We start from the raw sequence: 17385 nt of genomic DNA, 5'->3' as shown, positions 1-17385 counted from the left end.
GCGCGGCGCGTAATATACCGCAGCGACAGATGAACCCGACATGAAAATGACGGCGAAGCTTCGGCGTAGATCATGACAAATCCGAAAGAATCCGCGTTGCAGGAACCACGCCGCCTCGCCTGCTCCCGCTGCGGCACCGAGTTCGGCTGCGACCTCTCGGGAAGCTGCTGGTGCGCGGAGGAGACGGCAAAGCTGCCGATGCCGCTCGAGGGCGAGGATTGCTTGTGCCGGGAGTGCTTGCGGCAGACGGCGGCGAGCGCGGCTCGTTAGATGCGGGAGCGCGCGACACACGCCAGTGGAAAGAGTGTGCCCTACACCGCAAACCCCGGCGACGTCCGCGCCATGCCGTCGAACGCATCCAGCAGTCTTTCGCGCCAGGCATAGACCAGATCGTCCGCCTCCAGCAGCTTGAACGGGCTGACCACGCGCGCCCATTGAAAACCGCCGAACACGATGTAGTCCGCGTAGTTCGGCGCATTGCCACCGATATAGGGCTGCTTCTTCAGTGTCTGGCGCATCACCTCCAGCGACTTGCGGAACGCGACCACGCCGGTGTCGCGGCTCGCCATGACCTCTTCCAGGCTCTTGCCGCCGAAGCGCGCCTCGCGCGACTTGCGGAAATAGGCGGCATCGACCTCATTCAGATTCTTCGGGATGTCGGCGATGATGAGCGGAAAGATGCCGCCCACGATGGCGATGTCGCCCCACGCATTGATCATGCGCGCCATGGCGCGGCCGCCCTCGCCGCCGAACAGCGACGGACGATCCGGAAAATTGTCTTCCAGATAATTCGCGATGGTCCAGGAATCGACCACCGCCTTGTCGTCGTGCAACAGCACCGGAACCTTATCCGAGCCGTGCGGCGCAAGCGTGCTCTTCTCGGTGAAGCGCCAGGGCAGTGATTCCGCCGCCAGCCCCTTGTGCGCCAGCGCCATCCGCGTGCGCCAGCAATACGGGCTGAACGGACGAGAGGCATCGATGCCGACGAGTTCGTAGAGTTTGAGTGACATCATTCGCGGCCTCCTCATGCTCCGTCATTGCGAGCGCAGCGAAGCAATCCACACTGCCGCCGCGGAGACATTCTGGATTGCTTCGCTTGCGCTCGCAATGACGTTGTGGAGACCGTCACCGCCCGTTCGTGCGCAACAGCCTCTCGCCATCCTCCGTCACCGCGACGATCAGCCCCATTCCGGGCAGCGTTTCGCGCGCGACGTAGCCACGGTCCGCGGCGTCCTCCCAGACGGTGAGGCGCGGGCACGAGGTCTTCCAGGTCGCGATCACCTCGGCATAGGCGCGCGGCTCGCGCGCGACCCATTCGACGAAGTCCAGCACCAGCGGATCGGCCGTCTCGCTCATTGCAAACCTCCCTTGTCGAAGGCGGCCAGCACCGGGGTACGAACCAGGAGCCAACCGCCATAGGCGATGTAGTAGCAGGCGATGGTGGTGATCAGCTTGTTCGACCAGGTGACGAATTGCTGGTCGGTCATGGCTTCGAGAATGCGCCGCGCCAGCGTGGTGCCGAGCATCGAGGCCGCAATCGCAACGCCGGCGAGCACGGGATCGAGGCTCGCAGCCTGGTCGATGACGCCGCCGAAATAGACCAGCTTGGTGAAATGGCTGACGAGCTGGCACATCGCCTTCGTCGCGACCTTCTCGCGCCGGCCGAAATCGCCGCCGAGGAAGAAGGTGTCGAGCAGCGGGCCGGAGACGCCGGTCATCAGCATCAGACCCATGCAGATCGTGCCATAGACCGTGCCCTGCCAGAGACGGTCCGGATCGGGCTTGACGTTCGCGGGAAGCAGCCGCGCCATGAACGGCGTGGCGCCCAGCATCAGCAGCGCGACCGGCTTATCCGGCACGTAGCGGGTGAGTGACCATGCTGCGAGCGCGACTGCGCAGCCGACCAGATAATTCGCGACCGGTCGCCAGCGGATATGCGCCCGCCACAGGAACGCGCGCCAGCCGTTCGAGGCCATCTGCGTGATCGCATGCAGCACCATCGCGGTCGGCAAAGGCATCAGGGCCAGCAGCACGCCGATCAGGATCAGCCCGCCCGCCATGCCGAACAGTCCCGACAGGAACGCGGTGGCGACCATCAGCAATCCGAGGGCAGCGATCATGAGGGGCGTCACGCGCAGGATCTCCAGGTTCTCGGGTCAGGGACGCAGGCAGCTAAGGTGAACGTGCCTCGCTTGCCCCTTCTCCGCAAACCGAGTTATCTTGCCCTGGCATCAGCTTTCCTGAGGGTCGGACATTTGCGGCGGCTGCTGTTTCTCAACGGCATCAAGGCGTTCGAAGCGGCGGCGCGGACCGGCAGCTTTGCTGCGGCCGGACTGGAGCTGAGCGTGTCGGCGGCCGCCGTCAGCCGCATGGTCCATCTGCTCGAAGAGCGGCTCGGCGTCGCGTTGTTCGAGCGCAAGGCCAATCGCCTGGTGCTGACGCAGGCCGGCCGCGCCTATCAAAGCGGGCTGACCCCGATCTTCGATGCGCTGGCGAGCCTCACTGCGCAGGTGACGGCGCCTGCAAGCGTCCGCGTGCTCACCATCGGCGTCGGCCACACCTTTGCGATGCGCTGGCTGATCCCGCGCCTGTCGGAGTTTCGCAGCGAGGAGCCCGACATCGAGGTGCGCTTCACCACCGGCGGCGCGGCGGTGCCGTTCGGCGAGGACTGGAGCTGCGGCATCAAGCTCGGCACCGGCGACTGGCCCGGCCTCGTCGCCGAGCCGCTGTTCGCAGGCGACCTCACCCCCGTCTGCGTGCCCCGCCTCGCGGGCGGCCTGAAACGCCCGGCCGACCTGAAGGGACCAAGCCTGATCCGCGTCGCGCACTCAGCCGAGGACTGGCCGATCTGGCTGAAGGCCGCGGGCGTTGCGCGGATCAACGCGCGTGGGCCCGAGTTCCAGTTCTACGGCCAGGCGCTCCAGGCCGCTGCCGACGGGCTCGGCATCGCCATGGGCATCCGCCCCTATATCGACGACGATCTCGCGGCCGGCCGGCTGGTGGCACCATTCGACCTCTCGGTGCCCAAGGGCATGCGCTGGTACCTGCTCTATCGCAGCTTCCAGACCGAGCAGCGCGACTTTGCCGCCTTCCGCCGCTGGATCATGCGCGCGGCGTCGGAACGCGCCGCCCGCCCGCGGCGGATCGGCCGGGCCGGCGCACGGAACTGAAGCCTCTTCGATAGGCTTGGGCAAAAAAGCCGCTCCGCTTGTGAACGGCTTCACATCCTGAATTCCGCAAATGTGGTCCCCTGACCCTCCGAGAAGAAAAGTGGGACCTACACTCATGACGACCCTTTACGACGGCTTTGACATCGAATCCTTCGAAGCTGGCAAGGGGCTGTGGCACGCGCGGATCCGCCGGGCCGATTTCAGCCCGGTGGCCATCGACGGCGTGCTGTTTCCTGCCATGGAAGTCGGCTTCGCCTGGCCCGATCGCGATGCCGCGATTGCCGATGCCAAGCACCACATCGATCGCTTCCGCCGGCGGGCCGAGGGCGAATAGGCGAACGGGTCCGCAGGCGGACCAGAGACAGGGCGGCGCTGGGGGGAACACCGATCATGTCCATCATCGAAACCGACACAGCGCGGCCGCGGATCTACGACCGCGCGGTGTTGTCCAACTGCCCGGAATGCGACGGCGATCTCGCGGTGCTCCGCGTGATCGGCGGCCGCGCCGGATGCGAGTACTGGACCATGCGCTGCACCGATTGCGGCGGCATCCATCTCGACATCCTCGAACCGTATCGGGCGCCCGGGAACGACGAGGGGCCGCTGCCGGCGGCGTGAAGGTCCCGGCCTGCTGCCAACCTGCTGTCAGCAGCGCGCATCGCGACGGGCATTCACCCTTTATCGTGGCGCGGACTCGTCCCATATTCGCCCCATGGCGAAGAAACCTGCATCCTCCGAAAAATCCGGCAAATCCCCCAAGACCAAGGCCCCGAACTCGAAGGCACATCGCCCCGATGTACAGCCGATCGGGCCGGCGCTGGCCGAGCTGCTCAATCCCGCGATCAATCGCGGCGATGCCGGCCTTGGATCGGGGACTGGCTTGCAGCCGCCGCCGGACAATTCGCGCGACCGCCGCGCCGGGGGCGAGGCCGCCGCGCACCGCGCGCGGGCCTCGACGCCGAAGGAGTTTCCGCAGGATGCTGCGCGGCGGATGCCGCTGCGGCCCAATCCGCAGCCGCCGGGCGCCCGTCAATCCAGTGAGCTTGCTGGACTGGAGGAAGCGCCGCAGGCCAATTACGGAACCGCGGCCACGATCCCGACGCTCGATCCGGAACTGGCCCGGCAGCTCGGCCTTCCCACCGAGGAGGACGATGCCGAGGCATTGGCGCGCCCGCCGCGCAGCAAGATGGAGGCGCTCGGCGTCAAGGCGACCGCGGATGCGCTGGAGTCGCTGATCCGCGAGGGCCGGCCGGAGTTTCGCAAGGGCGACGGCTCCATGCAGGTGTGGACGCCGCACCGGCCGCCGCGCCCGGAGAAGTCCGAAGGCGGTGTGCGTTTCGAGATCAAGTCGTCCTACGAGCCCAAGGGCGACCAGCCGACCGCGATCGCCGAGCTGGTCGAGGGCATCAATCGCAACGACCGCAGCCAGGTGCTGCTCGGCGTCACCGGCTCGGGCAAGACCTACACCATGGCCAAGGTGATCGAGGCGACGCAGCGCCCGGCCCTGATCCTGGCGCCGAACAAGACGCTCGCCGCGCAGCTCTATGGCGAGTTCAAGAACTTCTTCCCCGACAACGCGGTCGAGTATTTCGTCTCGTACTACGACTATTACCAGCCGGAGGCCTACGTCCCCCGTACCGACACCTATATCGAGAAGGATTCCTCGATCAACGAGCAGATCGACCGCATGCGCCACTCGGCGACGCGCGCGCTGCTGGAACGCGACGACGTCATCATCGTCGCCTCGGTGTCCTGTATCTACGGTATCGGTTCGGTCGAGACCTACACCGCGATGACCTTCGCGCTGAAGAAGGGCGAGCGTATCGACCAGCGCCAGCTGATCGCCGACCTCGTCGCGCTGCAATACAAGCGCACCCAGGCCGATTTCACCCGCGGCACCTTCCGTGTCCGCGGCGACGTCATCGACATCTTCCCGGCGCACTATGAAGACCGCGCCTGGCGCGTGAACCTGTTCGGCGACACCATCGAGACCATCGAGGAGTTCGACCCGCTCACCGGCCACAAGCAGGACGAGCTCGAATTCATCAAGATGTACGCCAACTCGCACTATGTGACGCCGCGCCCGACGCTGGTGCAGGCGATCAAGTCGATCAAGTCGGAGCTGAAGCAGCGGCTCGACCAGCTGCACGATCAGGGCCGCCTGCTGGAGGCGCAGCGGCTGGAGCAGCGCACCACCTTCGACCTCGAGATGATGGAGGCGACCGGAAGCTGCGCCGGCATCGAGAACTATTCGCGCTATCTCACGGGACGCCGCCCCGGCGAGCCGCCGCCGACGCTGTTCGAATACGTCCCCGATAACGCGCTGATCTTCGCCGACGAGAGCCACGTCACCATTCCGCAGATCGGCGCCATGTTCCGCGGCGACTTCCGCCGCAAGGCGACGCTGGCGGAATACGGCTTCCGCCTGCCCTCCTGCATGGACAACCGCCCGCTTCGCTTCGAGGAGTGGGACATGATGCGGCCGCAGACCGTCGCCGTTTCCGCCACGCCCGGCAGCTGGGAGCTGAACGAGAGCGGCGGCGTGTTCGTCGAGCAGGTCATTCGCCCGACCGGGCTGATCGATCCGCCCGTCGACATTCGTCCTGCCCGTACGCAGGTCGACGATCTCGTCGGCGAGGTGCGCGCCACCGCGCAGGCCGGCTATCGCTCGCTGATCACGGTGCTGACCAAGCGCATGGCGGAGGACCTCACCGAATATCTGCACGAGCAGGGCATTCGCGTGCGCTATATGCACTCGGACATCGACACCATCGAGCGCATCGAGATCATCAGAGATCTTCGCTTAGGTGCGTTCGACGCGCTGGTCGGCATCAACCTCTTGCGCGAAGGCCTCGACATTCCCGAATGCGCGCTGGTCGCGATCCTCGATGCCGACAAGGAAGGTTTTCTCCGCAGCGAGACCTCGCTGATCCAGACCATCGGCCGCGCCGCGCGCAACGTCGACGGCAAGGTGATCCTCTATGCCGACCAGATGACCGGCTCGATGGAGCGCGCCATCGCCGAGACCAACCGCCGCCGCGAGAAGCAGGTCGAGTACAACACCGCCAACGGCATCACGCCGGAGAGCGTGAAGAAGCAGATCGGCGACATCCTCAACTCGGTCTACGAGCGCGACCACGTGCTGGTCGAGGTCGGCGGTCACGACATGACCGACGACGTCATCTCGATCGGCCACAATTTCGAAGCCGTGCTCGCCGATCTCGAAACCCGCATGCGCGAGGCTGCGGCCGACCTGAACTTCGAGGAGGCCGCGCGCCTGCGCGACGAGGTCAAGCGTCTGCGCGCCACCGAGCTCGCCGTCGTCGACGACCCCACCGCCAAGCAGCGCACCGTGCAGGGCAAGGCCGGCGCCTATGCCGGCGCGAAGAAATACGGCGACGCGGCGAATTTGCCGGTCAGCGCGATGAAGAACAAGAGCGTCGCAACTGCGCTCAAGGCCGGCGGCGGCAAAGGCTCTCGCGTGCACAAGCCGCATCTCGACGAGATGCACGGCCCGGAGTCGTTGCCGTATCGCGAGAGCCGCGCACTGCCGTCAAAGCCGTTCGGCAGCACGAGCAGGATCATCCAGCCGACGGACTCGCGGCAGTCCGGACCGGAGTTTGGGCCAGCGCCGAAATCGACGGGTGGCGCGCCGGGGCGACGGGGTGGGTGGAAGAAGAGGTAGGCGCAACCGCGCGAGTGGTCGTTATGGATTCCGGGCTCGCTGCTTCGCAGCGCCCCGGAATGACGAGGAGAGATTTGTTCTCCTCACCTCACACTCACCACGGCCGTCACCGACAGCAGCAGCACGATCGGCACGAGCTGGCAGATATCCGGGGGATGATGTGAGATGGGTCAGGTCGAGCGGTGCGGCCGCGGACTTCGCCTCTCCCCGCGTGCCCAGGGCTATCGCATATGAATTCCACGGGGACCGTCTGCAGACTTGCTCCGCCTCTCCCGCTTGCGGGAGAGGCCGACGCGCTCGCAGAGCGCGGCGGGTGAGGGCTCTCGCCGCACAGCGACGTCCTCAGTTAATCTCAATAATCCCAGCGCGGAGCCCCCTCTCCCCAACCCTCGCCCGCAAGCGGGGGAGGAAGCCCGCTGCCGATGCCGCTGCATTCTGCACATGATATGCGATTGCCCTGCCCGCCTGCGGCAGCGCCATCTCACATGACCCTGGCGGCGCCTGAGCGCGCCACGTCCTGCGAGACGGCGCTTACGCGCCTCCGCCTGCACCAAGCGCATTGCGCCATGCGCGCCACGCAACCGGATGGGCGGGAATTGCTGCATACCGCATTCAACCCGCAATTGCATGCCATGAACCAGGCATGGCGCTCGCGCGTCATATCGTCTGCAACGTCCCTGTGACCTCGCGGATTGCCGGTGCGCGCAACCGCGCCTTGGCGTTGCGCGGCGGCACGGGCCAGACGAGGACGGGCGGGATGACGGTCGAGAAGCTGAATCGCCAACGCATCGTGCATCTGCTCGAGGCTTTCGCGCGGGGCGATATCGAGGCGGCGCTGGCGTGCTGCACCGACGACGTCGACTTCCTCACCCACGCGCCGATCGACGTGCTGCCGCACATGGAGCCGCGCCACGGCAAGCAGGAGCTGCGCGAGCTCTGGCGGACGGTCTGGTCGCGCTATTCGGAGATCCGCTACAAGGCGCCGCACATCCTGGCCGAGGGCGAGGCGGTGGCGACCTACATGCACGCCTATTTCAAGAAGCGCGGCAACGGCCGCATCGTGCAGTTCGACATGGCGGTGTTCTACACCTTCCGCGGCGGGCTGGTGTCGGAGATCCGGGAGATAATCGATTCCTACGACCTGGTGCAGCAGGTGCTGGAGCGGGAGATCGGGCCGCTGATCACGAGGGCGCGGAGGGATTGATGCTTCCCCCCCCCGCCTGGAACCGCCGGGACCGGGCAATTACGGGGTTCTGTTGCAAATCTCACAAAAATCCGGTCAATGATGCATTGCAAAAACGTGAATTGCGTTTGGACCGAAATCCCTTAAGTTGTTTGTATACAAATGAGTTGAGCGCCCCGGCACCGTAACCGTGTATGGGGTTGTTTTCCGTTTCTTCGCAAGCCAGCTTCAGGACGTCCCAAAATGACAGAGCACAGTCTCTGGCGTTTCTCGCGCGCGTTGCACCGCGCGATCAACGACCGGCAGTTCGAGGACATCGAAGCCCTCATCGACGAGGACGTCGAGTGGGCGCTCTACGGCCCGATCGACATGTTTCCGTTCCTCGGTGCGCGCCAAGGCAAGGAGGCCGTGCTCGACGTCATCCGCCAACTCGCCGACAATTTCCACGTTCGCCGCTTCGACCGCGAGAGCATCATGCTGGGCATCGATTCCGCCGCCTCGATGCTGCGCTATTCGCTGACGGCGCTGGATTCCAACAAGCCGATCAGCTTGCGCGTGGCGCAGTTCGCCCAGTTCAGGGCGGGCAAGCTCGCCAGCATGCGCGTGCTGATCGACACCTTCGATCTGGTCGAGCAGGCACTCGGCCGCGCCATTCATCTGCCGAAGATGACCAGCGTCGGCTAACGCATGATCCGGACCCGAAGGGCCGCGTTAGCGCAAAGTGCGAAGCGGTGTTCCGAGAAGATCATGCGCAAACAACAACCTAAAGCGCGATGATGATCATCGCGCTTTAGGGGGGACGCCAACGGGCCCCGTTTGTCGGGACCGACGACAGGGCTACCGCGACGTCCCGGCCTCCAGCCCCGCCGGATGCCGTCGCATCAAAAGCTCGTCATCGGGCGCGCGCCGTTCGCGCGGCCCGTTGGTTCGCGTCCCGTTGGCCCGCGTCCCGTGGCGAACCGCCACAATTCCGCAACGATGAAGCAACATTTTGCGCGCGGAATGGCGCATGGTCTTTGCGGAGGCCCGATATATATTGTCGGAAAGCATGCGCCGGGGTTCGCGGGCAGGACGATGGAATTCTCGACAGGGTTTGGCTGGACCAGGCTGCCAGTGTTGGCGGCCGCATTCATTTTGGGCTCGGTGCTGACGGCCGCGGCGCAGATCATTCCGCCCACGGCGGCTGCGCCTGACGACGAGGCGACCGAGGCGACAGAGACCGCCGACGTCAACGATCCCGACGTGCTCAAGGGCATCGACATCGACAAGCTCGACTGGAGCCAGCTCGCCGTCGATGCCGGAACCGGCATCGACACCATGGCCGCCAAGAAGCGCGCCCAGGCCGCGGCCAGGGACGGCCTGGACTGGTCGTCGAACCCCAATGCAAACGGCTCCTCGGCCGTGACCGTGAAGCAGTCCGTGTTCTCGTTCTGGGATACGCGGATCGGCGCCGACATGATGGTGACGAGCGAGCCGCGAACGATGTCCGAGCTGCTGGCGCAGAAGGCCACCAATGGCGGCAGCCTGCCCCAATCCTCCGGCAGTGCCTGGGCCACCGCGACCGCGCCGGGCGCGGGCTCAATCTGGGACAAGACCGCGGTGGAAGCCCGGGTCGATCCCGGCGCCGAGCACAGCAAGATCGGGGCATCGCTGACCAAGTCGGTGCCGCTGTCGGGCGACACCTCGCTGACGCTCCAGAACGGCTATAGCGTCAACCAGCAGGGCACCACCGCCCTCCCCGGCATCGGCGGACACGTCACGCGCAATTACGAGACCGACCAGACCGCCAAGGTCACCCTCACCGACACCGGCACCAGCATCACCGCCGGCCAGATGCTGTCGACCACCGACGACAAATGGCTGCGCAGATTCGGCGCCGAACAGAAGCTGTTCGACAACGTCACCGTCTCCGGCTCGGTCGGCGAGACCTCGCAAGGCGCGATCAACAAGAGCCTGACGGCAGGGTTCAAGAAGAGCTGGTGAGCCCTTCGCCTCTCCCCGCGTGCGGCAGGGCTATCGCACATTGGGTGGCTATAGGCACCGACTGTGTCCACGGCGTGATGGCCGGGCTTGTCCGGCCATGACGACCTCTGCAAAATTCAAATGCGATTCCCTGCCGCCTGCGGGGACAGGGCCATCGCCGCAACGGCGTTCACACTCTCCTAACCATGCGCCACGGCAAAACCCCTGAATCGTCCCCCTCTGCCGCATCTCGGCCCATTTGCGGCCAAATTCGGACGCACAGATGGGAAAGCCTCACAGACGTCGTCGTGCGGGGGACACTCGCGCTGCGCTCAACGCGAACAGGGGAACAACGATGAACGCCACCCGTCCCGAAAAGATCGAAGCCACCGAGACCGAGACGGTCGACACCAACCTCGCCGCCGTGACCGAGGTCGAAGCCGGCATCCGCGATTTCGTCCGCAACGACATCGCCTATCTGCGCCGCCCGGCCGCGACCAGCACGGACGCGCCGCCGCTCGACCCGAGCGCGGAAGCCACCGTCAACAACGTCAACTCGCTGATCCAGCGCGTCGCCGGCACCTCGCTTGCCGAGATCGAGAACTTGATCTCCGAGCTCGAGAGCCTGCGCGACCTGCTCCACGCCGAAGGCCAGCGCGTCCAGCGCGAGATCTCCGGTTATGCCCAGCTCAGCCAGGCCGCGATGAAGTCGACCCGCATGATCGCCGACAACGTCGCGCAGTGGAAGCGCGCCGCCGACGGCCTGCGCAACAGCTGATCACTGCGAACAGCATCATTGGCCGCCGCGTTCCCGGACGGGAGCGCGGCGGTTTTGATTCTCGCGGTCTCGTGCCCCGGACGCGATGCGGCACGCAGTGACGCGTCGCAGAGCCGGGGCCCAGAGCAGGACGAATGCGCAGCGCAATGGGTCCCTGTGTCTGGGAAGTCTGGCATGATGATGGTGGGCGGGAAGCCGTTGGGTCCTTGGCGCTTGACGCCGTGAGCCGGCTCGGTCTCCCGCCCGTTCCATCTATCAACCTGAACAGTTGCACGAGGCTGCGTCAACAGACCTCGCATCACAGGGACAGGCACCGTGATCATATCCTCTCGTTGCGTCGGGATCGACATCTCCAAACATCACCTTGATATTTTCGATGAGGCCATCGGCGTAGCGGAACGCATCGCCAACGCGCCACAGGCCATCACACAGCTGGTGGCGCGTTGGCGATGTGATGCGCTGATCGTCTTCGAGGCTACGGGGGTCTATGACCTCGAGCTTCGGGAGGCCCTGCATCGGGCCGGCATCCGCTTTGCCCGGATCAATCCGGCCCGTGCCCGCGACTTTGCCCGCGCCAGCGGCCAGCTCGCCAAGACCGATCCGATCGATGCGCGGATGCTGGCGGCCTTTGCCCGCGCCATGAAGCCCGCCACCGAGCAGGCCGCGACGCCTGCTCGCAACACTTTGGCAAGGCTTGCAAAACGGCGGGACCAACTGGTTGCCATGAGGGCCCAGGAAAAGAACCGCCGCAGCGAAGCCGAGGACCGCGCCATGGTGGAACGCATCGCTCGCCTCATCGAGGTCCTCAATGATGAGATCGCCGAAATCGACACTGAGATTCATGCGCTCGTCAAAGCCGAACCGGAGCTTGCCAATGATGCACAGTTGATGCGCTCGGTGCCCGGCGTGGGACCCGTCGCTTGCATGCAACTCCTCACCCAGATGCCCGAACTTGGGCGTCTCGGGCCAAAGGAGGTGGCCGCTCTTGCCGGCCTGGCTCCCTTCAATGTCGATAGCGGGGCTTATCGTGGCAAGCGCAAGATCGGCGGCGGACGAAAGCGCGTCCGCGACGCCCTCTACATGGCTGCTCTCAACGCCGTTCGTCGCGCCGATCACTTCAAAATCTTCTATGACCGGCTCCGTCTGGCCGGCAAACCAGCAAAGCTCGCCCTCATTGCTGTCGCAAGGAAGCTGCTGACCATCCTCAACGCAATGCTGCGCGACCGAAAACCCTATAAAATCGCACCATCAACATAACAGTTGCCGGCTCCGCGCAGCAGCGCTGAAGGCGCTGCAGCGCGTCCGGGACACGGGCCGGCAGCTTTGAACCCCAAGCCCTTCGCCGGCGACCAATGCCAAGCGCCCGCAGCCTTGCGGCCGGGCCTGGGGGACATCTCATGGAAAGCATTCGGCCCGACAACACGGACCCTATCGCGCTACGGCCTGCGGCGAATCAGCTGGGCACGATCATGCTGCGCTTCGTCGGGCTGTTGGCGGTTGCGATCGCCGTCCTGGCGTTCGTCTATAGCCGCTGAGCTGCGGCCGGGTTGCCGGCCGCGATCGTTAACGAAGTCTTACCGGTCCGCTTCCACGGTCGAGGCTTCCAGCGTGTAGGCGCCATCGGCATAGCCCTTCACCACCATACCAGCGGCCAGCATCACGGCCAGCGTCGCGGTCGCGAAGATGAATCCAACGAGTTTGAGTGCGCCGCGGTCTGCCATGGTCCTCGTCCCCTGTCTCTGCCAGTTCGTTTCAAATAGGCAGCGACAGGTTCATAATTAGTTAGCAACTCACTGGTTCCGCCGAACTGCTGCGCGGCAACCATGTTGCGCAGGCTTATGGCAGCCACCCGGAATCGCGTCCATAGCGTCAGGGCAACACTCGGCTGGTTTCTCGCCTCGCTCTCCGCGTTCTCACGGGAAGAGGTAAGGGAAACGGCGACCGCCTCGATCGATTCTAAATCACGCGCCCTTGCGCATCGGCACGAAGGCCGAGGCGGTGATGGAATAGACTTCCTCGCCGCGCTGGTTGGTGCCGGCGGTGCGGGCCGTCAGAATGCCCCAGCCGGGGCGCGAGGCCGACATGCGCTTGTCGATGACGACATTGACGTAAGCGACGGTGTCGCCGGCGAGCACGGGCCTGATCCAGCGCAGGTCACGAAAGCCCGGCGACGGGCCCCACACCGCGACCTCCTCGCCGCGCGCCGCCGCCTCCCGTGCCAGACGCTGGCCGTCGGCGACAAGCAGGCTCATGCAAGCCGAGCCGACATGCCAGCCGGAGGCGGCGAGCCCGCCGAACAGCGAGTTCTTGCCCTCCTCCTCGTCGAGGTGAAAGCGCTGCGGATCGAACTTTGCGGCGAATGTCTTGATGGCCTCGGCCGTGAACGTATAGCTGCCGATCTCGCGGCGCTGTCCGATGGCGATGTCTTCGAAGAACCGCATCAGACCGCTCCCTCGCGCCGCTTGATCAGGATCGGCGAGGTCATCTCCGCGAGGGACTGCCCCTTGGCGTTGCGCGCGGTGCATTTGAATTTGACGATGCCGAGCTCCGGTCGGCTCTTCGAGGTGCGCGCCTCAAGGACGTCGACGTCGAGCATGAGATCGTCGCCTGGTCGAAGTGGCGACATCCAGCGCACCTCGTCCACGCCGGGCGAGCCGAGTGATGCGGCACGGGTGATGAAGCCATCGGCCATCATCCGCATCATCAGCGAGCAGAGGTGCCAGCCCGAGCCGGACAGGCCGCGCAGCATGCTTTTCGCCGCCGCCTCCTCGTCGAGGTGCATCGGCTGCGGGTCGAACTCGGCGGCAAAGGCCAAAATCTCGTCGCGGGTGACATGACGCGGGCCGAACGTTCCGAACCGGCCGGGCGGGAAATCTTCGAAGGTCAGGGTCATCTTGGGATTGGTTGGCGGAAATGACAGATTGTGGCCGCACTTTGCGGCAATCTCAACCCGCCGGCCCGCATGGCTCATGCTACATTCGACGCGGCGGTCCGGCCTTGAGTCGGATGCACCGAGAGCCGAGACCCGATTTGACGTCCCGACTTGCCTGGGGAGAGCAATGTTTTCATTCAGCGACCTGTTTCAGTGGGACCGTTTCATCACGCCGACGATCATCAAGACCTTCTACTGGCTGGTGATCGCGCTGATCTGCCTGTTCGGCCTCTCCGGCATCTTCTCCGGCCTAGCTGCGATGGCGATCAGCCCGTTCGGCGGTTTCCTCGTGCTGCTGTCCTCGATCGCCAGCGTCGTGGTCGGCATCGTGTTCTCGCGCATCGTCGCGGAGCTGATCCTGATCGTTTTCCGCATCAACGAGCATCTCGGCGCGATAAGGGACCAGGGCGGCGGGATGCGCTAGCCCGTCATTGCGAGGAGCGAAGCGACGAAGCAATCCAGACTGCCACCGCGGAAACAGTCTGCTTCGCTTCGCTCGCAATGACGAGGAGAGATCCTACGTATTGAACCTGAAATGCATCACGTCGCCGTCGGCGACGACGTATTCCTTGCCTTCGAGGCGGAGCTTGCCGGCATCGCGCGCGCCGGCCTCGCCGCCGAACGCGACGTAATCCTCATACGCGATGGTCTCGGCGCGGATGAAGCCTTTTTCGAAGTCAGTATGGATCACGCCGGCCGCGGCCGGCGCCTTGGTGCCGCGATGGATGGTCCAGGCGCGCGCTTCCTTCGGGCCCACGGTGAAATAGGTGATGAGATCGAGAAGCCGGTAGCCGGCGCGGATCAGGCGGTCGAGGCCGGCTTCCTCCAGCCCCAGCGTCTCCAGGAACTCGGCACGCTCCTCGCGGGAAATCGTGGCGATCTCGGATTCGATCTTCGCCGAGATGACGACGGCAACCGCGCCTTCCTTGTCGGCCTGCTCCTGCACGGCCTTCGAGAACGAATTGCCGGTCGCAGCCGAGCCTTCCTCGACGTTGCAGACATAGAGCACCGGCTTGGACGACAGCAGGCCGAGCATTCCGAAGGCGCGCTCCTCCTCGGCCTTGCGCTCGACCAGGCGCGCGGGCTTGCCCTCGCGCAGCAGCGCCAGCGTGCGGTTGACGAGGTCGAGCTGCTCCTTGGCGTCCTTGTCGTTGCCCTTGGCCTTCTTGGCGAGATTGTCGACGCGCTTCTCGAGGCTGTCGAGATCGGCGAGCATCAGCTCGGTCTCGATGGTCTCGATGTCGGCGAGCGGGGCGATCTTGCCCTCGACATGGGTGATGTCGGAATCCTCGAAGCAGCGCACCACATGCGCGATGGCGTCGACCTCGCGGATATTGGCGAGGAACTGGTTGCCGAGGCCTTCGCCCTTGGAGGCGCCGCGCACGAGGCCCGCGATGTCGACGAAGGTCAGCCGCGTCGGAATGATCTGTCCGGACTTGGCGATGGCGGCGAGCTTCTCCAGCCGCGGATCGGGCACGGCGACCTCGCCGACATTCGGCTCGATGGTGCAGAACGGATAGTTCGCGGCCTGCGCCGCGGCCGTCTCGGTCAGCGCGTTGAACAAGGTCGACTTGCCGACATTGGGCAATCCGACGATCCCGCATTTGAATCCCATGGTGGTCCTGGCCTCCGCGCTTCGCGCGTCAATGTCTTCCGAACTCGTCATGCGCGGGCTTGACCCGCGCATCCATCGTCTTCGAAGGATGGATCGCCGGATCAAGTCCGGCGATGACAGGATGTTAGTCCTTGCCGTTGTCGTCCTTGGTCAAAAATCCCTTCGCCTGCATGGCGAGATGCACCCTGTTGGCGAAGGTCGCGTCCGTGCCCTTGGCAAGCAGCGCGGCGTGCTCGGCGACAGCGTCGCAGAGCGTCGCCACCCATTCGTTGTCGGCCTTGGCGAAGTCCGACAGCACGTGGCCGTGCACCAGTTCCTTGACGCCGGGATGACCGATGCCGAGCCTGACCCGGCGGTAGTCGTTGCCGATATGCGCCGAGATCGAGCGCAGGCCGTTATGGCCGGCGATGCCGCCGCCGATCTTCACCCGCACCTTGCCCGGCGGCAGCTCGAGCTCGTCATGGAACACTGTGACGTCGCCCTCGGCGATCTTGAAGAAGCCTGCCGCTTCCTGAACGCTGCGGCCGGACTCGTTCATGTAGGTCGTGGGCTTGAGCAGGATCACGCGCTCGGATCCGAGCGTGCCTTCCGAGGTCTCGCCCTGAAAGCGGCGGCGCCATGGCGCAAAGCCATGACGCCGCGCGATCTCGTCGACGGCCATGAAGCCGATATTGTGCCGGTTACGTGCGTATTTCGCGCCGGGATTGCCGAGCCCAACAAAGAGTCGCATGACGCGGCGCGCCCCTCGCTCGGCGCGCGATCAAGGACCGCGCGCCAGCCTTGAGAGATTACTTCTTCTTGTCGCCGCCGGCGGGAGCCTTGGCAGCCGCAGCCGGAGCAGCAGCGCCCGCAGCCGGAGCCGCCGCCGGAGCAGCGCCCGCGGCCGGAGCCGCACCACCAGCCGCAGCCGCGGCAGCAGCCTTCTGCTCTTCGGCGTAGCCGGACGGCGGCACGATGGTGACGAGGGTCGCGTCCTCGCGGGTCAGCGCCTTCACGCCGGCCGGCAACTTGATGTCGGTCAGATGCAGGGAGTGACCGATCTCGAGCGAACCGACATCGGCCTCGATGTATTGCGGAATGCTCTCCACGCCGCATTCGAGCTCGATCGCGTGGGCGACGATGTTGACGGTGCCGCCGCGCTTCACGCCCGGGGAGGTTTCCGCCTTCACCACGTGCAGGGGCACGCTGATGCGGATAGTGGCGCCTTCGCCGAGCCGCATGAAGTCGACATGGATCGGGAAGTCCCTGACCGGATCGAGGTGGTAATCGCGCGGAATCACGCGATGCTTCTTGCCGTCGAGGTCGATGTCGACCAGCGTAGTCAGGAACCGGCCCGCGAGGATGCGCTGGCGCAGTTCGCGATCTGCAATCGAGATCGTCAGCGGGGGCTGGTTGTCACCATAGATCACTCCGGGCACTCTGCCGGCGCGACGCTCAGCCCGGGCGGCCCCCTTGCCGCTCTTCGGACGTGCGGTCGCCTTCAATTCCTTGACGGTCGTCGCCATGTCGTTAAGTCCTTGTTTTTGCAAAAGTTAATGGGCCGCAACGCGGCCCATGCATCATCCGCAGCAAGCCTCCAGGGGTGCGGGGGCCGCGAACGTGGCGGGCTTTTACCCGGAAGATGCGGAAATGACAAGGAGAATGGGTCCCTGTCATGCCGGGGCGTGACCCGGGCATCCATCAGGCAGAACCGCACCTTCCGAAGGGGATGGATGGCCGGGTCAGGCCCGGCCATGAGGAGTCGGCGAGACCTCGTCCTTATTGCCCGTCTCAGGGCGTCGGCGTGCCGCCCAGCTTCGCCTCCAGCGCCGCGATCCGCGCCTTCAGGGCTTCGTTCTCCTCGCGCGCCAGGCGCGCCATGTCCTTGACCGCCTCGAACTCCTCGCGCTTGACGAGGTCCATGTCGCGCAGGAATTTTTCCGCCTGGGTGCGCATCACGGTATCGAACTCGCGCTTGACGCCCTGGGCGGCACCGGCGGCGTCGTTCATCAGGCGGCCGATCTCGTCGAAAAACCGGTTGCTGGTCTGGGTCATTTCGGCCTCCGATAAACTTTGCGCGA

The 17385-nt window shown here is 65.3% G+C and carries 22 protein-coding genes; 12 read left to right on the top strand and 10 right to left on the bottom strand.

Translation table 11 applies throughout. The features are described 5' to 3' along the window. Positions 1–72: 72 nt before the first annotated feature. On the top strand, positions 73–270 hold the full coding sequence (locus ABIG06_RS18915; RefSeq protein ID WP_370138115.1) for a cysteine-rich CWC family protein: 198 nt from the start codon (positions 73–75) through the stop codon (positions 268–270). A gap of 41 nt (positions 271–311) precedes the next feature. On the opposite strand, the gene ABIG06_RS18910 is transcribed toward ABIG06_RS18915, so the two are convergent. From ABIG06_RS18910 to ABIG06_RS18900, 3 genes are all read right to left on the bottom strand, one after another. After that, the gene (locus ABIG06_RS18910; protein WP_370140873.1) at positions 312–1010 is read right to left on the bottom strand and encodes a glutathione S-transferase family protein; all 699 of its coding nucleotides are present in this window, start codon (positions 1008–1010) and stop codon (positions 312–314) included. Positions 1011–1125: 115 nt separating this feature from the next. Beyond that, on the bottom strand, positions 1126–1356 hold the full coding sequence (locus tag ABIG06_RS18905) for a hypothetical protein (protein ID WP_370138114.1): 231 nt from the start codon (positions 1354–1356) through the stop codon (positions 1126–1128). After that, entirely contained in the window at positions 1353–2132 is a 780-nt protein-coding gene (locus tag ABIG06_RS18900) for a TSUP family transporter (protein ID WP_370138112.1), read from the bottom strand. The genes ABIG06_RS18905 and ABIG06_RS18900 overlap by 4 nt, the downstream gene beginning before the upstream one ends. Positions 2133–2255: 123 nt before the next feature. Between ABIG06_RS18900 and ABIG06_RS18895 the strand changes: the two genes are divergently transcribed. The 10 genes from ABIG06_RS18895 to ABIG06_RS18850 all read left to right on the top strand — a co-directional run bounded on the left by ABIG06_RS18895 (position 2256) and on the right by ABIG06_RS18850 (position 12313). Continuing rightward, positions 2256–3170 carry a LysR substrate-binding domain-containing protein gene (locus tag ABIG06_RS18895; protein WP_370138111.1) on the top strand — a complete coding sequence of 305 codons (915 nt, stop codon included), beginning with the start codon at positions 2256–2258 and terminating at the stop codon, positions 3168–3170. Positions 3171–3285: 115 nt separating this feature from the next. Further along, entirely contained in the window at positions 3286–3504 is a 219-nt protein-coding gene (locus ABIG06_RS18890; RefSeq protein WP_370138110.1) for a hypothetical protein, read from the top strand. A gap of 56 nt (positions 3505–3560) precedes the next feature. Further along, positions 3561–3788, top strand: coding sequence for a hypothetical protein (locus ABIG06_RS18885; protein WP_370138109.1), 228 nt, complete (start codon positions 3561–3563; stop codon positions 3786–3788). Between the two features lie 94 nt (positions 3789–3882). After that, the gene (gene uvrB / locus ABIG06_RS18880; protein ID WP_424578364.1) at positions 3883–6855 is read left to right on the top strand and encodes an excinuclease ABC subunit UvrB; all 2973 of its coding nucleotides are present in this window, start codon (positions 3883–3885) and stop codon (positions 6853–6855) included. A gap of 757 nt (positions 6856–7612) precedes the next feature. Next, positions 7613–8059 carry a nuclear transport factor 2 family protein gene (locus tag ABIG06_RS18875; protein WP_124160589.1) on the top strand — a complete coding sequence of 149 codons (447 nt, stop codon included), beginning with the start codon at positions 7613–7615 and terminating at the stop codon, positions 8057–8059. Between the two features lie 222 nt (positions 8060–8281). Further along, positions 8282–8722: a nuclear transport factor 2 family protein gene (locus ABIG06_RS18870; protein ID WP_370138107.1), complete on the top strand. Its 441-nt coding sequence runs from the start codon at positions 8282–8284 to the stop codon at positions 8720–8722. Between the two features lie 390 nt (positions 8723–9112). Then, positions 9113–10021 (top strand): hypothetical protein, encoded by a 909-nt coding sequence (locus tag ABIG06_RS18865; RefSeq protein WP_370138106.1) that lies wholly within the window; start codon positions 9113–9115, stop codon positions 10019–10021. A gap of 334 nt (positions 10022–10355) precedes the next feature. Further along, complete coding sequence (locus ABIG06_RS18860; RefSeq protein WP_124160398.1) at positions 10356–10778, top strand: hypothetical protein; 423 nt, start codon at positions 10356–10358, stop codon at positions 10776–10778. A gap of 315 nt (positions 10779–11093) precedes the next feature. Beyond that, the gene (locus ABIG06_RS18855) at positions 11094–12035 is read left to right on the top strand and encodes an IS110 family transposase (protein ID WP_370134307.1); all 942 of its coding nucleotides are present in this window, start codon (positions 11094–11096) and stop codon (positions 12033–12035) included. Positions 12036–12175: 140 nt separating this feature from the next. After that, positions 12176–12313, top strand: coding sequence for a hypothetical protein (locus tag ABIG06_RS18850; RefSeq protein WP_199751500.1), 138 nt, complete (start codon positions 12176–12178; stop codon positions 12311–12313). Positions 12314–12352: 39 nt separating this feature from the next. Here ABIG06_RS18850 and ABIG06_RS18845 read toward each other — a convergent pair whose 3' ends face one another. The 3 genes from ABIG06_RS18845 to ABIG06_RS18835 form a co-directional block, all read right to left on the bottom strand. Next, entirely contained in the window at positions 12353–12499 is a 147-nt protein-coding gene (locus ABIG06_RS18845; protein WP_199751499.1) for a hypothetical protein, read from the bottom strand. A 240-nt stretch (positions 12500–12739) separates the two neighbouring features. Continuing rightward, positions 12740–13219 (bottom strand): MaoC family dehydratase, encoded by a 480-nt coding sequence (locus tag ABIG06_RS18840; protein WP_124160397.1) that lies wholly within the window; start codon positions 13217–13219, stop codon positions 12740–12742. Next, the gene (locus tag ABIG06_RS18835; RefSeq protein ID WP_124160588.1) at positions 13219–13671 is read right to left on the bottom strand and encodes a MaoC family dehydratase; all 453 of its coding nucleotides are present in this window, start codon (positions 13669–13671) and stop codon (positions 13219–13221) included. Before ABIG06_RS18835 ends, ABIG06_RS18840 begins: the two co-directional genes overlap by 1 nt. Positions 13672–13837: 166 nt before the next feature. On the opposite strand from ABIG06_RS18835, the gene ABIG06_RS18830 reads away from it, so the two are divergent. Next, positions 13838–14134, top strand: coding sequence for a DUF4282 domain-containing protein (locus ABIG06_RS18830; RefSeq protein ID WP_018648333.1), 297 nt, complete (start codon positions 13838–13840; stop codon positions 14132–14134). 93 nt (positions 14135–14227) lie between these two features. On the opposite strand, the gene ychF is transcribed toward ABIG06_RS18830, so the two are convergent. From ychF to ABIG06_RS18810, 4 genes are all read right to left on the bottom strand, one after another. Next, positions 14228–15325 (bottom strand): redox-regulated ATPase YchF, encoded by a 1098-nt coding sequence (ychF, locus tag ABIG06_RS18825; RefSeq protein WP_124160587.1) that lies wholly within the window; start codon positions 15323–15325, stop codon positions 14228–14230. A 124-nt stretch (positions 15326–15449) separates the two neighbouring features. Beyond that, on the bottom strand, positions 15450–16055 hold the full coding sequence (pth, locus tag ABIG06_RS18820) for an aminoacyl-tRNA hydrolase (protein ID WP_124160396.1): 606 nt from the start codon (positions 16053–16055) through the stop codon (positions 15450–15452). 58 nt (positions 16056–16113) lie between these two features. Next, positions 16114–16830: a 50S ribosomal protein L25/general stress protein Ctc gene (locus tag ABIG06_RS18815; RefSeq protein WP_124160395.1), complete on the bottom strand. Its 717-nt coding sequence runs from the start codon at positions 16828–16830 to the stop codon at positions 16114–16116. 265 nt (positions 16831–17095) lie between these two features. Then, complete coding sequence (locus ABIG06_RS18810; RefSeq protein WP_124160394.1) at positions 17096–17359, bottom strand: accessory factor UbiK family protein; 264 nt, start codon at positions 17357–17359, stop codon at positions 17096–17098. Positions 17360–17385 lie beyond the last annotated feature (26 nt).

It is taken from the genome of Bradyrhizobium sp. USDA 326, from assembly GCF_049739485.1.
In the GTDB taxonomy this organism is placed as follows: domain Bacteria; phylum Pseudomonadota; class Alphaproteobacteria; order Rhizobiales; family Xanthobacteraceae; genus Bradyrhizobium.
Note: the sequence above shows the minus strand (reverse complement) of the source record. Positions and strands in the feature narration are given on the sequence as shown.

Excerpts from the sequence above, each read along its gene's own strand:
- ABIG06_RS18815 (WP_124160395.1), bottom strand. The coding sequence starts at position 16,830 with ATGGCGACGACCGTCAAGGAATTGAAGGCGACCGCACGTCCGAAGAGC.
- ABIG06_RS18885 (WP_370138109.1), top strand. The coding sequence starts at position 3,561 with ATGTCCATCATCGAAACCGACACAGCGCGGCCGCGGATCTACGACCGC.
- ABIG06_RS18915 (WP_370138115.1), top strand. The coding sequence starts at position 73 with ATGACAAATCCGAAAGAATCCGCGTTGCAGGAACCACGCCGCCTCGCC.
- ABIG06_RS18860 (WP_124160398.1), top strand. The coding sequence starts at position 10,356 with ATGAACGCCACCCGTCCCGAAAAGATCGAAGCCACCGAGACCGAGACG.
- ABIG06_RS18850 (WP_199751500.1), top strand. The coding sequence starts at position 12,176 with ATGGAAAGCATTCGGCCCGACAACACGGACCCTATCGCGCTACGGCCT.
- uvrB (WP_424578364.1), top strand. The coding sequence starts at position 3,883 with ATGGCGAAGAAACCTGCATCCTCCGAAAAATCCGGCAAATCCCCCAAG.
- ABIG06_RS18890 (WP_370138110.1), top strand. The coding sequence starts at position 3,286 with ATGACGACCCTTTACGACGGCTTTGACATCGAATCCTTCGAAGCTGGC.
- ABIG06_RS18875 (WP_124160589.1), top strand. The coding sequence starts at position 7,613 with ATGACGGTCGAGAAGCTGAATCGCCAACGCATCGTGCATCTGCTCGAG.
- ychF (WP_124160587.1), bottom strand. The coding sequence starts at position 15,325 with ATGGGATTCAAATGCGGGATCGTCGGATTGCCCAATGTCGGCAAGTCG.
- ABIG06_RS18810 (WP_124160394.1), bottom strand. The coding sequence starts at position 17,359 with ATGACCCAGACCAGCAACCGGTTTTTCGACGAGATCGGCCGCCTGATG.
- ABIG06_RS18845 (WP_199751499.1), bottom strand. The coding sequence starts at position 12,499 with ATGGCAGACCGCGGCGCACTCAAACTCGTTGGATTCATCTTCGCGACC.
- ABIG06_RS18840 (WP_124160397.1), bottom strand. The coding sequence starts at position 13,219 with ATGCGGTTCTTCGAAGACATCGCCATCGGACAGCGCCGCGAGATCGGC.
- ABIG06_RS18905 (WP_370138114.1), bottom strand. The coding sequence starts at position 1,356 with ATGAGCGAGACGGCCGATCCGCTGGTGCTGGACTTCGTCGAATGGGTC.
- ABIG06_RS18865 (WP_370138106.1), top strand. The coding sequence starts at position 9,113 with ATGGAATTCTCGACAGGGTTTGGCTGGACCAGGCTGCCAGTGTTGGCG.
- ABIG06_RS18870 (WP_370138107.1), top strand. The coding sequence starts at position 8,282 with ATGACAGAGCACAGTCTCTGGCGTTTCTCGCGCGCGTTGCACCGCGCG.
- ABIG06_RS18835 (WP_124160588.1), bottom strand. The coding sequence starts at position 13,671 with ATGACCCTGACCTTCGAAGATTTCCCGCCCGGCCGGTTCGGAACGTTC.
- pth (WP_124160396.1), bottom strand. The coding sequence starts at position 16,055 with ATGCGACTCTTTGTTGGGCTCGGCAATCCCGGCGCGAAATACGCACGT.
- ABIG06_RS18830 (WP_018648333.1), top strand. The coding sequence starts at position 13,838 with ATGTTTTCATTCAGCGACCTGTTTCAGTGGGACCGTTTCATCACGCCG.
- ABIG06_RS18910 (WP_370140873.1), bottom strand. The coding sequence starts at position 1,010 with ATGTCACTCAAACTCTACGAACTCGTCGGCATCGATGCCTCTCGTCCG.